Source organism: Pseudarthrobacter defluvii, from assembly GCF_030323865.1.
GTDB classification, from domain to species: domain Bacteria; phylum Actinomycetota; class Actinomycetes; order Actinomycetales; family Micrococcaceae; genus Arthrobacter; species Arthrobacter sedimenti.
This window is the reverse complement of sequence record NZ_CP066362.1, coordinates 1,754,339-1,771,268: the sequence shown is the minus strand read 5'-3', so window position 1 is coordinate 1,771,268 and position 16,930 is coordinate 1,754,339. Positions and strand designations below refer to the sequence as shown.

Sequence of the window (16,930 nt, the reverse complement as noted above, 5' to 3'; positions counted from 1 at the left end):
CGGCGTTCACCGTGCACCTCCCGTGATGGCTGCTTCGGTCCCGGCTGCCGCACCCGTGCCGCTGAAGGCAAGCAGGCGTTCGGTGTATTTGGCCAGCACATCCACTTCCAGGTTCACCCGGCTGCCGGTGGTCTTGGTGCCCAGCCCGGTTTCGGCCAGGGTGGTGGGAATCAGGCCCACTTCGAACCACGGCTCCTGCTCGGCTGCCGGGCTGACTGCCGTCACCGTAAGGGAGACGCCGTCGATCGCGATGGAGCCCTTTTCGGCAATGTAGCGGGCCAGGTTGGCGGGCACGCCAAAGCGCAGGCGCTCCCAGTTTCCCTGGGGTTCGCGTTCCAGCAGGACGCCCACGCCGTCCACATGTCCCTGCACCACGTGCCCGTCCAGGCGGCCGCCGGCGGGAACGCAGCGCTCCAGATTAACGGTGTCCCCAGCGGCAAGCTCGCCGATGGTGCTGCGGACCAGAGTCTCGCCCATAACGTCCACGCTGAAGTCCTTGCCATCGATTTCGGTGGCGGTGAGGCAGACTCCGTTGACGGCGATGGAGCCGCCCAGTGCCAGGCCCTCGGTGGAGCCGGGCGCATGCAGGCGGAGGGTGGCGCTGGTGTCGCCGTCACGCTCAACGGACAGCACCTGCCCCTGCTCGGCAATAATTCCGGTGAACATCAGTAGCCTCCCTGGGCTTGCTCCGCGGTGGCGCGGGTTGGTTGGTGGTCGAGTGCAACTTTGCGCTGGGGTCTGAGGTGCAGTCGAAGGTCCCGGCCCAGCATGCGGACCGCACCGCCATCGGACGGGTCCCATTCCCACTGCTGGGCGTCGGGAAGGCTGGTGATGCCCAGTCCATTCAACGAGGGGGTGCCGGATCCCAGCAGGGTGGGCGCCAGGTACACGATGAGTTCATCCACCAGGCCCGCCGCGAGGAAAGAGCTGAGGATGCTGGAGCCGCCCTCCACCATCACGTGCCGGGTGCCGGCGTCGTACAGCATGGACAGCGCCTCCCGCGGGTCCCGCGTGGGAAGGTGCACGGCAAGGCCGTCGTCGCCGTGGATGGCGGCGTCCTCCGGAATCCCGCGGAGCCCCATGACGGCCCGGACTGGCTGCTTTGCCGCCGGGTTGCCCTCGGTGTCCCGGGCGGTCAGCCGGGGGTTGTCCACCAGTACGGTCTGGGTGCCCACCAGGATTGCGTCGATGCGGCTGCGGATCCCGTGGTTGTCCGCCAGCGATTCGGGGCTGGAGATCCATTGGCTGGTGCCATCTTCCGCGGCGATCCGGGCGTCCAGCGTCTGGGCGATGTGGAGGGTAACGAAGGGGCGCTTGGCTGCCACCGCTTCAAACCACTGGCGGTTAAGGTCCAGCGCTTCGTCTGCGCCAAGGCCACTCCGCACCCGGACACCGGCCGCGCGCAGGGTTGCGGCACCACCGGCGGCGGGGTCATGGGGGTCGTCGACCGCGTACACCACGTCAGTGATCCCGGCGCCGATGATCGCCTCCGTGCACGGACCGGTGCGGCCCACGTGGTTGCAAGGCTCCAAGGTGACCACCATGGTGCAGCCGGAGAGATCCAGGCCGACGGCGGCAGCCCGGGCAATGGCGTCGGCTTCGGCATGCGCCGTGCCGGCTCCGCGGTGGTAACCCGTGACGAGTTCCCGTCCGTCAGGACCGACGACGACGGCACCCACCAGGGGATTTGCGCCGCGGGGTCCCTCCAAGGCTGCTTGGAGGGCATGTTCCATGGCCCCGGTTTCTTCTGCAGTGAAGGCCGTGACCACCCCGGCTCCAGGCTGCAGTTCCACGGCGCCCGTCATGCGGCGGCCGTTGCTGGCTGCATGGATCCGGAATGTGGGCCTGCCATCGAAGCGGCAGGAGTTTCGGCGTTAAAGAGCCATCGCTTGGGGTTCATTCGTGTGTCGTTCCTTCCCTGTCGAACCGCGATGGCTCCGGGGATACGACAGCAGAACGCTGCGCAGCGCAAGGGCTGCACAGATACAGCTGTACGTGCTTCTCTCATCCAGACTTTAACTGTCGGTACCGGAATTCCACCGGTTCAACCGTCCGCCGGGATCCTCGGGGAGAGGACACCGACTCGCGGGTCGCGGACTGTCACCGCCGGTTCGGACTTACACCGACCCCGGAGCACGTATGTGTGTTGTTATTGTGCCACAACCGGCAGGGGCTCCCGGTTATTCCGTCGCCGCACGTAATGTGCGGGCACCTCTGGTGCGCAGCAGGTCGATGGCGGCGGCGGGATCCTCGGCGCCGTATACGGCGGAGCCTGCCACGAAGACATTAGCGCCGGCCTCAGCGGCGCGCTCAATGGTTTCCTCGGTGATGCCGCCGTCCACCTGGATGGCAACATCCGCTCCGGAGCCGTCCACGGCCGCACGGGCCCTGCGGATCTTCGGCAGGGTGATGTCCAGGAAGGCCTGGCCGCCGAAGCCCGGTTCCACCGTCATGATGAGCAGCATGTCCAGCTCCGTCAACATGTCCAGGTACGGCTCCACTGGAGTTGCGGGGCGAAGGGCCATTCCCGCTTTGGATCCCCTGCTGCGCAGTTCCCTTGCCAGCTTGATGGGGGCAATGGACGCCTCGGCATGAAACGTGACGGAGGCCAGGCCGGCGTCCGCGAATCCCGGTGCCCAGCGGTCGGCATCGGCAATCATGAGATGGGCGTCGAGCGGAACCGGGCTGACGGCCTGGATGCGCTGTACGACGGGCAGCCCGATGGTCAGGTTGGGAACGAAGTGGTTGTCCATGACGTCCACGTGTACGGCGTCGGCATTGCTGATCCGCTGCAGTTCGGCTTCAAGGTTGACGAAGTCGGCGGAGAGGATGCTCGGGTTGATGCAGCATTGCGTCAAGGGTGTGCCTTTCGCTGAAGGTGCGGTGTCTTAGGAAACAAGCGCTTTTCCGGTCAGGAGCGCTTTGTTCAGGCCTTCTTCTTGATCAGGGCCAGGAACATGGCGTCGGTGTGGTGGATGTGCGGCCAGAGCTGGGCCGTCATGTCGTGCCCGGCGTTGAGCTTGCCGGTCAGGCTGACGGCGTCAAGGGCGGCCCCGGCGTCGAGGAGTTCCAGGTCATCGCGCTTGCGCAGCACGTCCGCCACAACCGCGGTGGTCTCGGCCGGATGCGGCGAACAGGTCACGTAGGCCACCACTCCCCCGGGACGGACCGCCGCCAGGGCCGAGGCCAGCAGTTCACGCTGCAGCGGGCCGAGGTCCGTGATGTCCTTGGGCGAGCGCCGCCACCGGGACTCCGGCCTGCGGCGCAGGGCTCCCAGGCCGGTGCAGGGTACGTCCACCAAAACACGGGTGTACCGCCCCGGCTGCTCGGTCCCCACTTCCCGGCCGTCACCGGTGCGGACCTGCCAGCTGTCGTGCGGAACGGCGGACAGGGCCTGGCTGACGAGCTTTGCCCTATGCGGCGCGGGTTCATTCGCAAGCAGCGTGGCACCGCGCTGGCGCGCCAGGGCACCAAGGAGCGCAGCTTTTCCACCGGGGCCGGCGCAGAGATCGAGCCACGCCTCATCTGGAGTGGACGGAACCGTTGCTTTGACCGGCGCCGCGCCGTCCGCGCCTGCATCCCCTGCTGCCGCACCGAGGTCCACGGCAGCAAGGGCCCTGGCCACCAACTGGGAACCAACGTCCTGCACCCGCGTGGTGCCGGCGCGTACGGACGCGAGGCGGCCCAGGTCACCGCCGCTGGAGAGCGCCGAACCTTCCACCAACTCGCCGGGGGCGGCACCACTTTCCAGGGCTTCGTCCAGGCTGCCCAGCCCGGGAAGGGCCACCAGGTTGACCACCGGGGCGGCATTGTCAGCTTCCAGCAGGCTATCGATTTCGGTGGCGGGCCGGCCGTGGGCCACCAGCGACTGGCGCATGGCCCGGACGATCCATTCGGGGTGGGCGAACCGGAGCGCGGCAATCTTCGTCTGGTCGGTTTCCCCCTCCACCAGCAGGTCCAGCCACTCTTCAAGGGTCCGTGCGGACACCTTCCGGAGGACCGCGTTGATCAAGGCGGAAGGACCGGCGCCGATGACGGCGCGGGCCAGCCCCACGGTCTGGTCCAAGGCTGCGTGTGCCGGGACCCGCATGGCCAGCAGCTGGTGCACGCCGATGCGGAGGGCGTCCAGGACGGCTGGATCCAGTTGGGAGAGGGGCCGGTCGACGCACCGTGCCAAGATGGCATCGTACGTGCCTTGGCTGCGCAGGGCTCCGTAGCTCAGCTCGGTGGCAAACCCCGCATCACGTTTGTCCAGGTGGTGGTGCCGGATCCGCGCGGGCAGCACCAGGTTGGCGTAGGCGTCCTCCTCTGCCACCGCGCGGAGTACTTCGAAGGCCACCAGGCGGGCGGGGTCGGCGCGCCTGGTCCGCTGCGACGGAGCCTGCTCTGTGAAGCTCCGTTGCGGCCCGCGGTTGCGTTCACGTCCCTTGGCGTTGCGCCTGCTGGTGTCCCTGGGTCCGCCCTTGCCGCGGCCGCCGGCGGATGCCCCGCTGCTGCCCTGGCCGTTCCGCCCGGCGCCGCCCCGTCCTCCGGTGCTGCCTTGTCCGCCTGTGTTGCCGCCGGAGCTGCTCATTCGAACACCACACTTTCCAGAGAAGCCATGCCGCGTGCCCAGTCGGCTGCGGCCATCATCTTTTTCCCGGCGGGCTGGATCCGGGTGAGTTCCACGGCATGAGAACCCGTTCCCACCAAAACAACCTTCCCGTGGAGCGCCACCGCGCCCGGGGCCAGTTCGGCGACATCCGGCCGGAGCCGGACAGGCTCAAGTTTGACCCGTTGCCCGTCGAGAAGGGTCCAGGCTCCGGGCTCCGGGGTAACGCCGCGTGCCTGCCTGCTGATGGCCAGCGCGGGATGGGTCCAGTTAAGGTGGCCGTCCTCCAGGGTCAGCTTCGGCGCGAGCGACACCTCGCCGGCCTGCGGCTGGGGGAAGGCCTTTCCGGCGTCGATGGCCGACAGTGTCTGTGCCAGCAGCACGGCGCCGCTGTGGGACAGCCGTTCCAGCAGGTCACCTGCGGTGTCCTGGGGTTTCACGGCTTCCGTCAGGGTGCCGAAGACAGGGCCTGTGTCCAGGCCTTCCTCGAGTTGGAAGGTAACAGCGCCGGTGACGTCGTCGCCCGCGATGACAGAGCGCTGGACGGGGGCTGCTCCGCGCCAGGCGGGCAGCAGGGAGAAATGCAGGTTCACCCAGCCGTGCCGCGGGATGTCCAAAGCTGTGGGCGGAACCAGTCCGCCGTAGGCGACAATGGCGGCAACGTCCGGCTGCACGGCGGAGATTTTGGCGATGGCCTCCGCGTCCACGCGGGCAGCGTGAATGACATCGATGCCCAGTTCAGCAGCCCGCCGCGCAACGGGCGACGGCGTCAGCACGCGTTTGCGGCCGACCGGCGCATCGGGACGGGTAAGGACGGCGACGACCTCGAAGCCGCCGTTCACCAGTGCGTCCAGGGATGGGACAGCGACGGCGGGGGTCCCCGCAAAGAGGACCCTCACCCGGCTGCGCCGAAGCTGGAGCCGGGGGTGGTGTTTCCGCCAAAGCTTGACCCGCCGAAACTCGACCCCACGCTCTTGGCGCGCTTGGCCGTGGTGCGCTCGGTCACGGCATCGTAATTGGCGTTGCGGATGGACCGCAACGCAGCCTTCCGGTCCTCGCCCTCAAGCCGGTCGGTGTAGAGGATCCCGTCCAGGTGGTCGTTCTCATGCTGGAAGCAGCGTGCCAGCATGCCCTCCCCTTCGATGGAGACCGGGGTGCCATGCATGTCCACGCCGGTGACCCGCGTGGACCGGAAGCGGCGGACCGGGAACCCTAGCCCCGGAATGGAGAGGCAGCCTTCCACGTGGTCCGGCTGGTAGTCCTCGCTGTTCTCCAGGACCGGATTGATGATGTGCCCTTCGACGCCGTCAATGCGGTAGGTGAAAACGCGCTTGCTGACGCCGACCTGCGGGGCGGCAAGTCCGGCGCCGTCCACGTCTTCCATGGTCTCGGTCATGTCGGCGACCAGTTTGGCCAGCTCGGGTCCGAATTCCGTCACAGGATCGGCGACTGTGCGGAGCACAGGATCGCCGATGATGCGGATATTCAGAATAGCCATGCGCTGTTTGTCCTCACGGTTGGCGGCAATTGGAACTTATCCAGTTTAGGTGCAGTCGTGGTGCCTGCACGGAGCTAGGCCGTGCGGGCCTGGGCCAGCGGCGGCGGTGCGATAGGCAGCAGCGCCGTGCCGGCACTGATGGTGTCAGCGTTCAGTTCCCAGACCCGCCGCAGCGCGCAGAACTTCCACCAGTGGTGCTTGAGGACCTCTGGGTTGGCACGGACGGGCCGGACCTCTGTCTCGCCGATGGCAACGGCCAGCAGGACCGGGTTCTCCCCATACTTCCAGGGCTCCCAGGTTCCCGCCTCCGCATCCACCAGGCTCTCTTCCGCCTTCATCCCCGCCACCAGCTGCATGACCACTTTGTCGTCCAGGGGCTTGACCAGCCCGTCCCGGGTGGTGCCCTTGGTCTTGTAGTCGATCAGGCAGATGCGTCCATTGATACGCGCTACAAGGTCCAGGGTTCCGGCGTAGCCCACGGAATCGTTCCACACCGTGATCTCAGGCGCGATGGGCTCCACCCGGAAAAGTTCCCACCACTCGTCGAAGCGGACCGCGAAAGCTTCCTCGCCGTTGGCGGCCAGGGCTTCGCGGGCCTCCTTCATGGTGTGCGGGCGCCCAAGCGCGCGCAGTGCCACCTGCTCGCAGTAGTTGTGGACGCGGTCCCCCCGCCTGGCCGCATCATCCCGGTAGGTTTCGGCAGCCTTGGCGGCGCGGTTGACGGCCTGCTTGATCTTGGCCGGGCTCCCCAGGCAGTCCGAGAGCAGCGGATCATTGGCCAGGCTGCTGGCACCCATGTAACCGAACCAGCCGTCGAGGCCATGCGGCTGCTGGCTGATCACGGTGGTGATGGAAGGCACGGCAAACTGCTCAGACGTTGACCGTGCGTACATCCGGCCGTATTCGGTGGCGTGGGCGAGAAGCGGATCAGTCATACAAAAGACTCTTTCACAGGGGGCCGACAAAAGCTCCGGGGGCCGGAGCTGCACACGAAAAAGGTCCGTTTCCGCTGCTGATGAGCGGAAACGGACCTCTGCGGTGGGCGATACTGGGTTCGAACCAGTGACCTCTTCGGTGTGAACGAAGCGCGCTACCACTGCGCCAATCGCCCCGATGCATTTGAATGCTAGCCCACCTCTGCCCCATTTCAAAAATCGGCTGCAGCACCCTGACGCACCCCCGTAAAAGTGCCTCCAGCAGCCCTGCTCACGCGCAGCCCGTCCACAGGGGCCGCCAGCCGCCGTCGTGAATTACACGCCTGTAAGTAGCTGGTCCCGCGGAATCACGCGGAAGTAGTGGCTATGCGACTCCGGGCGGGCAGAGCGATTTGGAGTTTCCCGGAACCTCCTATATTGTTTTTACTCGTTGGAACGCGAGGAAATGCCGGAAACGGCAAGGAATCAACCCTCCAAAATGCGGACGTAGCTCAGCTGGTAGAGCACCACCTTGCCAAGGTGGATGTCGCGAGTTCGAATCTCGTCGTCCGCTCGCAGGACACTGTCACAGCAAACATTCTTCGGAATTGACGCTAACACGGTGGGTTGGCCGAGAGGCGAGGCAGCGGCCTGCAAAGCCGTATACACGGGTTCGAATCCCGTACCCACCTCGGTGAAAACCATGGATTCCGGATCTTTCGGATTCAATGGGCGATTGGCGCAGCGGTAGCGCGCTTCCCTGACACGGAAGAGGTCACTGGTTCGATCCCAGTATCGCCCACTGGCAAGGAAACTTGCCCGCAGTGCCACCGGGTTACCGGGGCAAACTGCACACGCGGACGTAGCTCAGCTGGTAGAGCACCACCTTGCCAAGGTGGATGTCGCGAGTTCGAATCTCGTCGTCCGCTCTCTTTTTATCCCACCTGCCGGTCTTCCGGTTCCGGGCGATTGGCGCAGCGGTAGCGCGCTTCCCTGACACGGAAGAGGTCACTGGTTCGATCCCAGTATCGCCCACCACGACAAGCAGCTCTCCGGAGCTGCTTTTTTCGTTTCCCCGCATCCGCTGCAGGCGAACGAAATTCCCTTGGCACCCCTTCTCCGCCCCGATAGGATCGAATGCGCGAGGAGCGACCTGGCTCCGCGATAGAAGGGAGGTGCTCGTGGGTTTGATTGACGATCTAAAGGGCAAGGCTCAGGGTCTCATCCGCGGCAACGAGCAGGCCATCAAGGACGGCATCACCAAGGCCGGCGATTTCGTCGACACCAGGACCGGCGGCAAGTACGCAGGCCATGTCGACAAGATCCAGGATGGCGCTTCCAAGCTCATTGACAAGAACGGAACCCCGGGCCAGGCACCTGCCGCCGGGCAGGTTCCCCCGGCAGCTCCTGAAAATCCGGTTCCACCGGTGGACAGGGCTCCGTAAAGGATTTGGCCAGGGCCTTGCCCCTGCACGTCAAGGGGGCGCGGGTCCCGCCGGGAGGCGGCGCCCGCGCCTTTGGCGTTTAAAAGCCTGTTTACCTGCGGCCCGGTTGACGCCGGAGACAGCAGGGCCGCTGTGATTCCCGCTTCATGATGCCCCACCGGTAACCTGCCGGTATGCCCAAGTCCCCCGCACCCTCAGCCAGCGCACCGGCCGGATTGGCCCGGATCGATTCCCGGCCGCTTGTTGCGGGGATCGTCACCGCCCTTGTGGGCTTCACGTCGTCGTTCGCCGTCGTCCTGGCCGGACTCAAGGCGGTGGGTGCTGATCCCGGCCAGGCCGCATCCGGACTGCTGGCCCTGACGATGGCTGTCGGGCTGGGCGTCCTGGGACTTGCCTGGCGCTCCCGCGTGCCGGTCACGCTTGCTTGGTCCACGCCCGGCGCGGCCCTGCTTGCTGCGTCGGGAATGCCCGACGGCGGGTGGCCGGCCGCCGTCGGGGCCTTCATCGCCGCCGGGCTGCTGCTCGCCCTGACCGGATTGGTGCCGGCGCTCGGCAGGGTGATGGCGAGGATCCCGTCATCCCTGGCCCAGGCGATGCTGGCCGGGGTCCTCTTACAACTCTGCCTGGCCCCTTTCAAGGCGTTAGGCACCGTGCCCATGTACGTAGCGCCGGTGATTCTCTGCTGGCTGCTGATGATGAAATTCGCTCCGCGCTGGGCCGTGCCCGCAGCCCTGCTCGTGGCACTGGCCGTGATCGGTATTTCCCTGGCCTCCGCCGGGCCTTCGGCGGATGTGGACCCCCTGCTGCCGGCACTCGAGTGGACAACGCCCGCTTTCAGCCTGCAGGCCCTGGCAGGGATAGCCATCCCGCTGTTCGTGGTGACCATGGCCTCGCAGAACGTGCCCGGCGTAGCGGTGCTGCGTTCCTTCGGGTATGAAACACCCTGGCGGCCGGCCATGCTGGTCACGGGAGCGGGAACTGTTGCGGCGGCGCCATTTGGCGGCCACGCCATCAACCTCGCGGCGCTGAGCGCGGCGCTGGCCGCCGGCGAGGAAGCCGGCGCGGACCGCAGCAGGCGGTGGGTGGCCGGCTTCACGTCCGGACTGGCCTACCTGGTGCTGGCCGCCTTCTCCACCGCACTGGTCTCCGTGGTGAACCAGGCGCCGGCGGGAATGCTCGAAGCCGTGGCGGGTCTGGCCCTGCTGGGGACCCTGGCCTCGGCCATCTCCGCCGCCCTGGCAGATCCCCAGGACCGCATCGCCCCCGCCGTCACCTTTTTGATGGCAGCTTCGGGCCTGGCCTTTGCCGGCATTGGCTCAGCATTCTGGGCACTCCTGGCCGGCCTGGTGGTCCGTGCAACTCTGGTCAGCCGGCAGAAGCCGGAACGCAGCGGCGGCGAATCGGGAACCCGCTAAGAAGGCTCGTGGTTCTGGCCTTCGCGGGCCAGCGCGGTGAGGCGGGAGACGGCGCGGAAGTACTTTTTCATGTACCCGCCGGTCATCATTTCCTCGGTGAACAGCTTGTCGAACGGAACGCCGCTGGCCAGGATGGGCACGTCCTTGTCGTAGAGCCGGTCCGCCAGCACCACGAAGCGCAGCGCTACGGCCTGCTCCGTGATGGTCTCCACGTTGCGCCACACCACGCCGTCAATACCGGCGATCAGTTGGCGGTAGCGGCTGGGGTGCACGCCGGCGAGGTGGTGGATGAGCGTGGAGAACTCGTCCTGGGCCACGGTCTTGCCATCGAACTCCGCCTTCATGTGGGCACTGAGCTCGCTGTTCCTCAGCGGGGCCGGTGCCGCGGGGAGGCCACGGTGCCGGAAGTCCTCCCCGTCGATGCGGATGACGTCGAACTGGTCTGCCAGGACCTGGATTTCGCGCTGGAAGTCCACTGCAGCGAACCGGCCGTCGCCCAGGGAACCCGGCAGGGTGTTGGAGGTGGCGGCAAGCTTGACGCCGGCGTCGGCCAATTCGCGCATGAGCCGGGACATCAGGACGGTGTCGCCCGGATCGTCCAGTTCGAATTCGTCAATGCAGACCAGTTGATAGCTGCTCAAGGCGTCTACTGTCTTGCGGAAGGACAGGGCGCCCACCAGGTTGGTGTACTCCACAAAGGTGCCGAAAGCCTTGGGTCCCGGGGCGGCGTGCCACAGGGAGGCGAGCAGGTGGGTCTTGCCCACGCCGAAGCCGCCGTCCAGGTAGATGCCTGCCCTGGAATCGTCCTTCTTGCCGAACAGCTTCTTGAAAAGCCCGCCCCCGTTGCCCGACCCCACGCCGTCGGCAAATCCCTGGAGGGCGCGTACGGCGGCGGCCTGGCTGGGCTGCTTGGGGTCCGGGCGGTAGCTCGAAAAGGAAACCTCCCCAAACCGCGGCGATGGGTAGAAGCCCTTTAAGAGTTCGTCCACCGAAACTGCCGGGGTGCGGGCGGCAAGCTGTTCGATCTGTACCAAGGTGGTCCGTTCTGCTGGTGGTTGGTCCCCAGAAAGGATACCGGCAATGCGGACTCAGCCCGGGCGGGAGGCCGTCCTGCCGCCCCGCCACGTGATGAAGGCAACATTTCCCCCTATTAACGGAATACGGACAACGTCCCTAGCGCTGGCTAGGGTGGGAAGAGGTTCCAACGCATGTTCCGCGGTTTCCCGTGCTCTTACTGAAAGGCCAAGCCATGCCCTACCCGGTTGAACAGAATGAGAAGTTCGCAGCCTACGCCCGCCCGGAGCGGCTCGTTTCCACCGAGTGGCTCGCGGCCGCCATCAGCAACGGCGCAGTGGCCAACGGCGAGCTCATCGTGGTCGAATCCGACGAGGACGTGCTCCTGTACGAAACCGGCCACATTCCCGGTGCCGTGAAGATCGACTGGCACACGGACCTGAACGACGAAGTGTCCCGCGACTACGTTGACGGCGCCGCCTTCGCAGAACTGGCCGCGTCCAAGGGAATTTCGCGGGACAGCACCGTAGTCATCTACGGCGACAAGTCCAATTGGTGGGCCGCCTACGCTCTCTGGGTGTTCACGCTCTTCGGCCACAAGGACGTCCGGCTGCTCGACGGCGGCCGGGACAAGTGGGTTGCCGAAGGCCGCGAACTGACCAGGGACAAGCCAACGCCTGCCCGCGGCGACTACCCCGTAGTCGAACGCGATGACGCCCCCATCCGGGCCTTCAAGGACGATGTCCTGGCACACCTGGGCAAGCCGCTCATCGACGTCCGCTCCCCCGAGGAATACACCGGCCAGCGCACCCACATGCCGGCTTACCCGGAAGAGGGCGCGCTGCGCGGCGGACACATTCCCACGGCCGCGTCCATCCCGTGGGCCCGCGCCGCCGCCGCCGACGGCACCTTCCGCAGCCGGGAGGAACTGGAGGCCATCTACCTTGGCGAGGCCGGCCTGTCCGAGGGTGATGACGTGGTGGCCTACTGCCGCATCGGCGAACGTTCCAGCCACACCTGGTTCGCCCTTAAGTACCTCCTGGGCTTCGATTCCGTCCGCAACTACGACGGATCCTGGACCGAGTGGGGCAACGCCGTGCGCGTACCCATCGTCAAAGGCGCCGAGCGCGGGTCCGTACCCGTCGCCGTCGGAGCCTGACCCACCGCTCCCCCGCGTAGACTTGGACCGATGACTACACAAGCTTTGCCTTCCGCCCTCGCGGCCATCGTGGACGACTTCCAGGCCCTGTCCGAACCCGAGAGGCTGCAGCTGCTGCTGGAGTTCTCGGAAGGACTGCCGGAGCTCCCCGACCGGCTCAAGGACCACCCTGAGCTCCTTGAGCAGGTGGTGGAGTGCCAGTCGCCGCTGTTCCTCACCATCGAGACAGAGGCCAACGACGCCGGTCCCGCCAGCGAAGTGCGCCTCTACTTCAAGGCGCCCGCCGAGGCTCCCACCACCCGGGGTTTCGCCGGAGTCCTGCACGAGGGCCTGGATGGCTTGTCCGCCGCTGAAATCCTGTCCGTGCCGGATGACATGCCGGAACTGCTGGGACTCACCCGCGCCATCACGCCGCTGCGCATGCGGGGCATGACCGCCATGCTGGGCAGGATCAAGCGCAAGGTGGCCGCCGCGGCCCAGACGCAGGCTTAACGCGCATCGATGGCGCGTAACAACTCCTCCCAGGGAACCCCGGCCACAGCGGCACTCACCGCGGCCGGGGTTCCTTTTGTGCTGCACCCGTACACCCACGATCCCTCCGCGGCGAGCTACGGCGCCGAAGCTGCGGAGGTCCTGGGCATCGATCCGTCGCGCGTCTTCAAGACGTTGATGGTGGACGTCGAGGGCAGGCTCGCCGTGGGCATCGTTCCGGTGAGCGGGACCCTGGACCTGAAGGCCATGGCCGCCGCGCTGGGCGCCAAGAAGGCTGCCATGGCTGATCCCGCCGCAGCCCAGCGCCGCACCGGATACGTCCTGGGCGGCATCTCCCCGCTGGGCCAGCGCCAACCATCCCCCACCGTGCTGGATTCCAGCGCCCTGGCCCTGGACACCGTGCTGGTGTCGGGCGGCAGGCGGGGACTGGACATCGAGCTCGCCCCGGCTGACCTCGTCCGCCTGGCAAACGCCGTCACTGCGCCCATCAGCTCGCTGTCGCCGGGCGGCCACCGCCCGTAGCGAAGCCTTGCGGGACTACCTGGCGCGGCCGGTGAAGTGGTCCATGGTCTGGTTGACTCCCAAGACGTCCATCAGCCGGTCAAAAAGGCCGACCGGAAGAATCCGAAGGACCGGAAGCAGGTTCACCAGGGGCGGCAGGACCAGCTTCCTGCGGCCGGCCTCGATGGCATCGAGGACTTTGGTTGCCACATCCTCTTCCTGGAGGATCGGGAGGAGCATGGGCCAGCGGGTCTGGACCCCGTCAAACATCCCGGTGTCGATGTAATACGGGCACACCACCAGAGTGTTGATGCCGAGTTTGGCGGCACGGACCTCGGCGCGGAGCGACTCGTTGAAGCCGAAGGCGGCGAACTTGCTGGCGGAGTAGTCGGTCTGCCGGGCCACCCCCACCAGCGCGGCGGCGCTGGCAACGGTAACCACGGTTCCATGGCGCCGGCTCGCCATTCCGGCGAGGAACGCACGTGTTACCCAGTACAGGGCCATGACGTTGACCTTCATGGTCCGCTCGATGGCCTCATCCGTGGCATCGAGGAGCGGTTGCCCGCTGACCACGCCGGCGTTGTTGATCAGGACATCCACGGGGCCGGCCGCGGCGGCGGCAGCAGCCACCGCTTCCCTGTCAGTGACATCCACGGCCTGGGCCTCGGCTGTCCCTCCTGCCGCCCTGATTTCGCCGCACACCGCTGCACCGGCTTCAGCATTCACATCCCAAATGACCACCCGGCTCCCGCGCCGGGCCGCTCCCAGCGCCATGCGCCGGCCCAGCCCGCTTCCACCTCCCGTAATCAACAGCGTTGCGCCGGAAAGTGGGGTTCCTTTGGCCATGTCAGTTCTCCTGGTGTTAGGCGGCGCGTGTGTTGGTGGCTGTTCAGGGGGCAGGGCAAGCTGTTGGGGCAGGGCAAGCCCTACCGGCTTCGGGGGAAGCGGCTCATCAGGGTGACGGCACCCTTCATGATCCGCGCATACGTCCGGTTGGACATGCCGGCTGCGGGCGCCACCCGGAGCAGCCGCTGCACGGCAATGGTCTGCGGCTCGGTGTACTTCAGGATTCCTTCCCGGCCGTGGCGGCGTCCGGCGCCGGAGTCCTTCATCCCGCCAATCGGCGCGTCATGGGAGGCCCACGTGGCAGCGTAGCCTTCGTTGACGTTGACGGTGCCGGTCAGAAGCCTGCGGGCCACCTCCTCTCCATGGCGGGCGGACCAGACGCTGCCGTTCAGCCCAAAGTCGGAATCGTTGGCCAGTGCCACGGCTTCGTCGTCGTCCGCTGCCCGGTAGACGGCCACCACGGGTCCAAACGTCTCCTCCCGGGCCAGCAGCATGCCCGGGGTGACTCCTGCCAGGACGGTGGGTTCATAGAACAATGGCCCCAGGTCCGGCCTCCGCCGTCCGCCGGTGAGAATTTGCGCCCCTTTGGCAACTGCATCCTGGACGTGGCGGTCCACCCGCTCCACCTGTGCCGCACTGATGAGTGACCCCATGCCGAAGTCCCAGTCCGGTCCCGGCCCCATCCGGATCGCCTTCACCTCGGACGTGAAGGCTGCCAGGAAACTGTCATGCACGTCAGCGTGGACGTAGATCCGTTCAATGCTCACGCACAGCTGGCCGGAGTTCGAAAAACAGGCGTGCACCGCGCCGCGGGCGGCTTTGGCCACATCCGCATCAGCCAGCACCAGCATGGGGTTCTTGCCGCCAAGTTCGGCGGAGAAGCCGATCAGCCGCTCACCGCATTGCCTGGCCACGGTCTTGCCCGTCTGGGAGGATCCGGTGAACATCAGGAAGTCCACGCGCGCGATCAAGGCAGGACCGATCGCCGTGCCGGGCCCGGTAACGATCTGGAACAGGTCCGCGGGCAGGCCGGCTTCCCGGAGCAGTTTGAGCATCAGCAGGGCAGTGAAGGGCGTCTGGGAATCCGGCTTTAGCACGATCCCGTTTCCGGCCAAAAGCGCTGGGAGGGCGTCGGAGACTGCGAGGGTCAGGGGATAGTTCCAGGGGCTGATGACCCCCACCACTCCCTTGGGCACGCGGTATTCGGTGGTGCGGGTCAGGACGGGGGCGGCGCCCTTCCGGCGGCGCGGCCCCAGGTACCGCTCGGCGTTGCGCTCGTAATAGTTTGCCGCCAGCACAACGTCCGCAAACTCCTCGAAGGCACTCAGCCGGGCCTTGCCGCTTTCCGCCTGCACCAGGTCCAGGATGTCCTGTTCCCGGTCCAGCAGCAGTTCACGGAAGCGGCGGATCACGGCCCGGCGTTCAGCCACCGGGAGCCCGGCCCAACGCTGCTGGGCCACGCGTGCGAGGTCAACCGCGGCATCGACGTCGTCCGTGGTGCAGGCGGGCACTTCGCCCACCAGCGTGCCGTCGAAGGGGGCGTGGGAAGCCTGTGTTGGCCTGCCTGCCGGTGCCGCTACCAGTCGGGAAAGATCCGCGGCCAGGAGCCGTCCCCGCTCAACCAACGCCCCGGTCCCCTCTTTTTTCGCCATGTCATGCCCCCATTGCAGTGTGTTGGGCCGCTGATCCCGGGCCGGGCCTGGACCCGGGATTGAGGCGCGGCGCAAGCTGTTGGCGGAGCCAGGCCTTCACCAGCCGCTCCCAGCGTTCCGGATCCACGTTCCATTCCTTGGTGTGCCGTGCGTGGTTGAACGTTTCGAATGTCACCATCTCCGGGTTCCGTTCAGCCAACAGGGCGGAGGGTCCGTAGGGTACGTACTCGTCGTCAACGCTGTGGATGATGAGGGTGGGCGTCCGCAGCTCGACGGCCCGGGACACCCAGTCCATGACTTTGAGGTCCACCGGGGCGGACAGGCCGGTGAGCCTGCGTCCCAGTGGATGGCCCAGCATCAGCTGCCCGTACCTGCCCACCAGGGAAGGGATCCGGTTCAGCTGCGCGTGGTGGGCCAGGACCGTGACCCAGTCGATGACCGGGGCGTCGAGCACCATGGCCCGGATCAGGTGCCGGTAGCGGGAGAGGTCTGCGGTCTGCAGGCAGATGGCTCCTCCCATGGACCAGCCGAACAGGACTACTTCCTCGGCGCCGTAAGCCAGCGCGTAGTCGATGGCTGCTTCGATGTCCTGCCACTCCGTGGAGCCCAGCCCGTACCGTCCGTCGTCGGCCGAGGGCGCCAGTCCGTCGTTCCGGTAGGACACCAGCAGGCTGGTCAGTCCCAGTTCCAGGGCCGGGCCCACCGCCCGGAGGGCTTCCTGCCGGGTGGCGCCGCGGCCGTGCACCATGATGGCCCAGGTGCGGGCCTTTCCCTTTGCGCGCACCAGCCAGGCCGGCGCCTCGCCCCGCTCGACCGGAATCAGCACGTCTTCGGCAGGAATCCCGACGGCGCCCGGGTCCGGGTAGGTAGCACCGCTCCACCACCCCCAGCGAGCCGTCGACAGGTCCCCGCTGTAGACGGCTTCGACCTCGCGCAGGACCGTCCGTTCCGCCGGTGAGTAGGAAATGATGCGGCCGATGCGTGCATGGCCCTTGCCGCCGTCGAAAAAGAACCCGTAGACCCCATCCACTGTGGTGTCATCGTCCGCAGCCAGGATCACCTGCTGCTTTTGCCCGTCCCGGATCACGGCCAGCACTTCCTTGTCCGCGGTACGTTGCCGGGCCGGCGTGATCACGCGGCGGGCAAAGTAGACGGCGAGCGCAGAGGACCCTGCTCCCAGCAGGCTCGCCACCGAGCCGCCGGCAATCGCTCCGCTGATGGCCCACTTCGCCCCGGGCGACATCCCGCCGGAGTCCCGGGTGGGTGCAGTCATTGCAGGGCGCGCTCGCCGGAAAGGTGCCATGGGACTATTCTTACCGGCCCTGCCGCCGATACCCGCATTGGGGGACGGGACCGGCACGTCGCCCCGCCGTGTGCCGGGTGCACCGGTTGTGCGGTGCAGG

Annotated in this window: 16 protein-coding genes, 6 tRNA genes and 1 riboswitch; of the genes, 10 read left to right on the top strand and 12 right to left on the bottom strand. The window is 66.9% G+C overall.

The annotated features are described in order from the left end of the window. Window positions 1-6: 6 nt before the first annotated feature. From JCQ34_RS08125 to JCQ34_RS08090, 8 genes are all read right to left on the bottom strand, one after another. Window positions 7-666, bottom strand: a complete 660-nt coding sequence (locus tag JCQ34_RS08125) for a riboflavin synthase (protein WP_286403539.1) — start codon at window positions 664-666, stop codon at window positions 7-9. Next, window positions 666-1,805, bottom strand: coding sequence for a bifunctional diaminohydroxyphosphoribosylaminopyrimidine deaminase/5-amino-6-(5-phosphoribosylamino)uracil reductase RibD (gene ribD / locus JCQ34_RS08120; protein WP_286403538.1), 1,140 nt, complete (start codon window positions 1,803-1,805; stop codon window positions 666-668). Before ribD ends, JCQ34_RS08125 begins: the two co-directional genes overlap by 1 nt. 186 nt (window positions 1,806-1,991) lie before the next feature. Further along, window positions 1,992-2,141: riboswitch (FMN riboswitch) on the bottom strand. Between the two features lie 39 nt (window positions 2,142-2,180). Further along, the gene (gene rpe / locus JCQ34_RS08115; RefSeq protein WP_286403536.1) at window positions 2,181-2,858 is read right to left on the bottom strand and encodes a ribulose-phosphate 3-epimerase; all 678 of its coding nucleotides are present in this window, start codon (window positions 2,856-2,858) and stop codon (window positions 2,181-2,183) included. A 68-nt stretch (window positions 2,859-2,926) separates the two neighbouring features. Further along, window positions 2,927-4,573, bottom strand: a complete 1,647-nt coding sequence (locus tag JCQ34_RS08110) for an RsmB/NOP family class I SAM-dependent RNA methyltransferase (RefSeq protein ID WP_286403534.1) — start codon at window positions 4,571-4,573, stop codon at window positions 2,927-2,929. Continuing rightward, the gene (gene fmt, locus JCQ34_RS08105) at window positions 4,570-5,490 is read right to left on the bottom strand and encodes a methionyl-tRNA formyltransferase (protein WP_286403532.1); all 921 of its coding nucleotides are present in this window, start codon (window positions 5,488-5,490) and stop codon (window positions 4,570-4,572) included. The genes JCQ34_RS08110 and fmt overlap by 4 nt, the downstream gene beginning before the upstream one ends. Beyond that, the gene (def, locus tag JCQ34_RS08100; RefSeq protein ID WP_286403531.1) at window positions 5,487-6,089 is read right to left on the bottom strand and encodes a peptide deformylase; all 603 of its coding nucleotides are present in this window, start codon (window positions 6,087-6,089) and stop codon (window positions 5,487-5,489) included. Before def ends, fmt begins: the two co-directional genes overlap by 4 nt. Window positions 6,090-6,163: 74 nt before the next feature. Then, window positions 6,164-7,024, bottom strand: a complete 861-nt coding sequence (locus JCQ34_RS08095; RefSeq protein WP_286403529.1) for a cytochrome — start codon at window positions 7,022-7,024, stop codon at window positions 6,164-6,166. 104 nt (window positions 7,025-7,128) lie between these two features. Then, window positions 7,129-7,200, bottom strand: a tRNA-Val gene (locus tag JCQ34_RS08090). 304 nt (window positions 7,201-7,504) lie between these two features. Between JCQ34_RS08090 and JCQ34_RS08085 the strand changes: the two genes are divergently transcribed. The 7 genes from JCQ34_RS08085 (at window position 7,505) to JCQ34_RS08055 (ending at window position 9,863) form a co-directional block, all read left to right on the top strand. Further along, window positions 7,505-7,577, top strand: a tRNA-Gly gene (locus JCQ34_RS08085). 47 nt (window positions 7,578-7,624) lie between these two features. Then, window positions 7,625-7,695: transfer RNA gene (locus JCQ34_RS08080), tRNA-Cys, on the top strand. Between the two features lie 38 nt (window positions 7,696-7,733). Further along, window positions 7,734-7,805 (top strand) — tRNA-Val (locus JCQ34_RS08075). Window positions 7,806-7,859: 54 nt separating this feature from the next. Next, window positions 7,860-7,932 (top strand) — tRNA-Gly (locus JCQ34_RS08070). 34 nt (window positions 7,933-7,966) lie between these two features. Continuing rightward, a tRNA-Val gene (locus JCQ34_RS08065) sits at window positions 7,967-8,041 on the top strand. A 143-nt stretch (window positions 8,042-8,184) separates the two neighbouring features. Then, the gene (locus JCQ34_RS08060) at window positions 8,185-8,448 is read left to right on the top strand and encodes an antitoxin (protein ID WP_043449520.1); all 264 of its coding nucleotides are present in this window, start codon (window positions 8,185-8,187) and stop codon (window positions 8,446-8,448) included. Between the two features lie 173 nt (window positions 8,449-8,621). Next, window positions 8,622-9,863 (top strand): benzoate/H(+) symporter BenE family transporter, encoded by a 1,242-nt coding sequence (locus tag JCQ34_RS08055; protein WP_286403526.1) that lies wholly within the window; start codon window positions 8,622-8,624, stop codon window positions 9,861-9,863. On the opposite strand, the gene zapE is transcribed toward JCQ34_RS08055, so the two are convergent. Next, on the bottom strand, window positions 9,860-10,897 hold the full coding sequence (gene zapE / locus JCQ34_RS08050) for a cell division protein ZapE (RefSeq protein WP_286403524.1): 1,038 nt from the start codon (window positions 10,895-10,897) through the stop codon (window positions 9,860-9,862). The genes JCQ34_RS08055 and zapE overlap by 4 nt on opposite strands. 215 nt (window positions 10,898-11,112) lie before the next feature. Between zapE and JCQ34_RS08045 the strand changes: the two genes are divergently transcribed. The 3 genes from JCQ34_RS08045 to ybaK are packed head-to-tail and all read left to right on the top strand — an operon-like array spanning window position 11,113 to window position 13,050. Beyond that, complete coding sequence (locus JCQ34_RS08045; protein WP_286403522.1) at window positions 11,113-12,036, top strand: sulfurtransferase; 924 nt, start codon at window positions 11,113-11,115, stop codon at window positions 12,034-12,036. Window positions 12,037-12,066: 30 nt separating this feature from the next. Then, window positions 12,067-12,528 carry a SufE family protein gene (locus tag JCQ34_RS08040; RefSeq protein ID WP_286403520.1) on the top strand — a complete coding sequence of 154 codons (462 nt, stop codon included), beginning with the start codon at window positions 12,067-12,069 and terminating at the stop codon, window positions 12,526-12,528. A gap of 9 nt (window positions 12,529-12,537) precedes the next feature. Next, complete coding sequence (gene ybaK, locus JCQ34_RS08035) at window positions 12,538-13,050, top strand: Cys-tRNA(Pro) deacylase (protein WP_286403519.1); 513 nt, start codon at window positions 12,538-12,540, stop codon at window positions 13,048-13,050. Between the two features lie 15 nt (window positions 13,051-13,065). Here the strand turns inward: ybaK and JCQ34_RS08030 are convergent, their stop codons facing one another. The 3 genes from JCQ34_RS08030 to JCQ34_RS08020 form a co-directional block, all read right to left on the bottom strand. Then, the gene (locus tag JCQ34_RS08030; RefSeq protein ID WP_286403517.1) at window positions 13,066-13,875 is read right to left on the bottom strand and encodes an SDR family oxidoreductase; all 810 of its coding nucleotides are present in this window, start codon (window positions 13,873-13,875) and stop codon (window positions 13,066-13,068) included. Window positions 13,876-13,955: 80 nt separating this feature from the next. Then, window positions 13,956-15,527 (bottom strand): succinic semialdehyde dehydrogenase, encoded by a 1,572-nt coding sequence (locus tag JCQ34_RS08025; protein WP_286403516.1) that lies wholly within the window; start codon window positions 15,525-15,527, stop codon window positions 13,956-13,958. 1 nt (window position 15,528) lies between these two features. After that, a complete protein-coding gene (locus JCQ34_RS08020) occupies window positions 15,529-16,800 on the bottom strand; it encodes an alpha/beta hydrolase family protein (protein ID WP_286403514.1) in 1,272 nt (423 codons plus the stop codon). Window positions 16,801-16,930 lie beyond the last annotated feature (130 nt).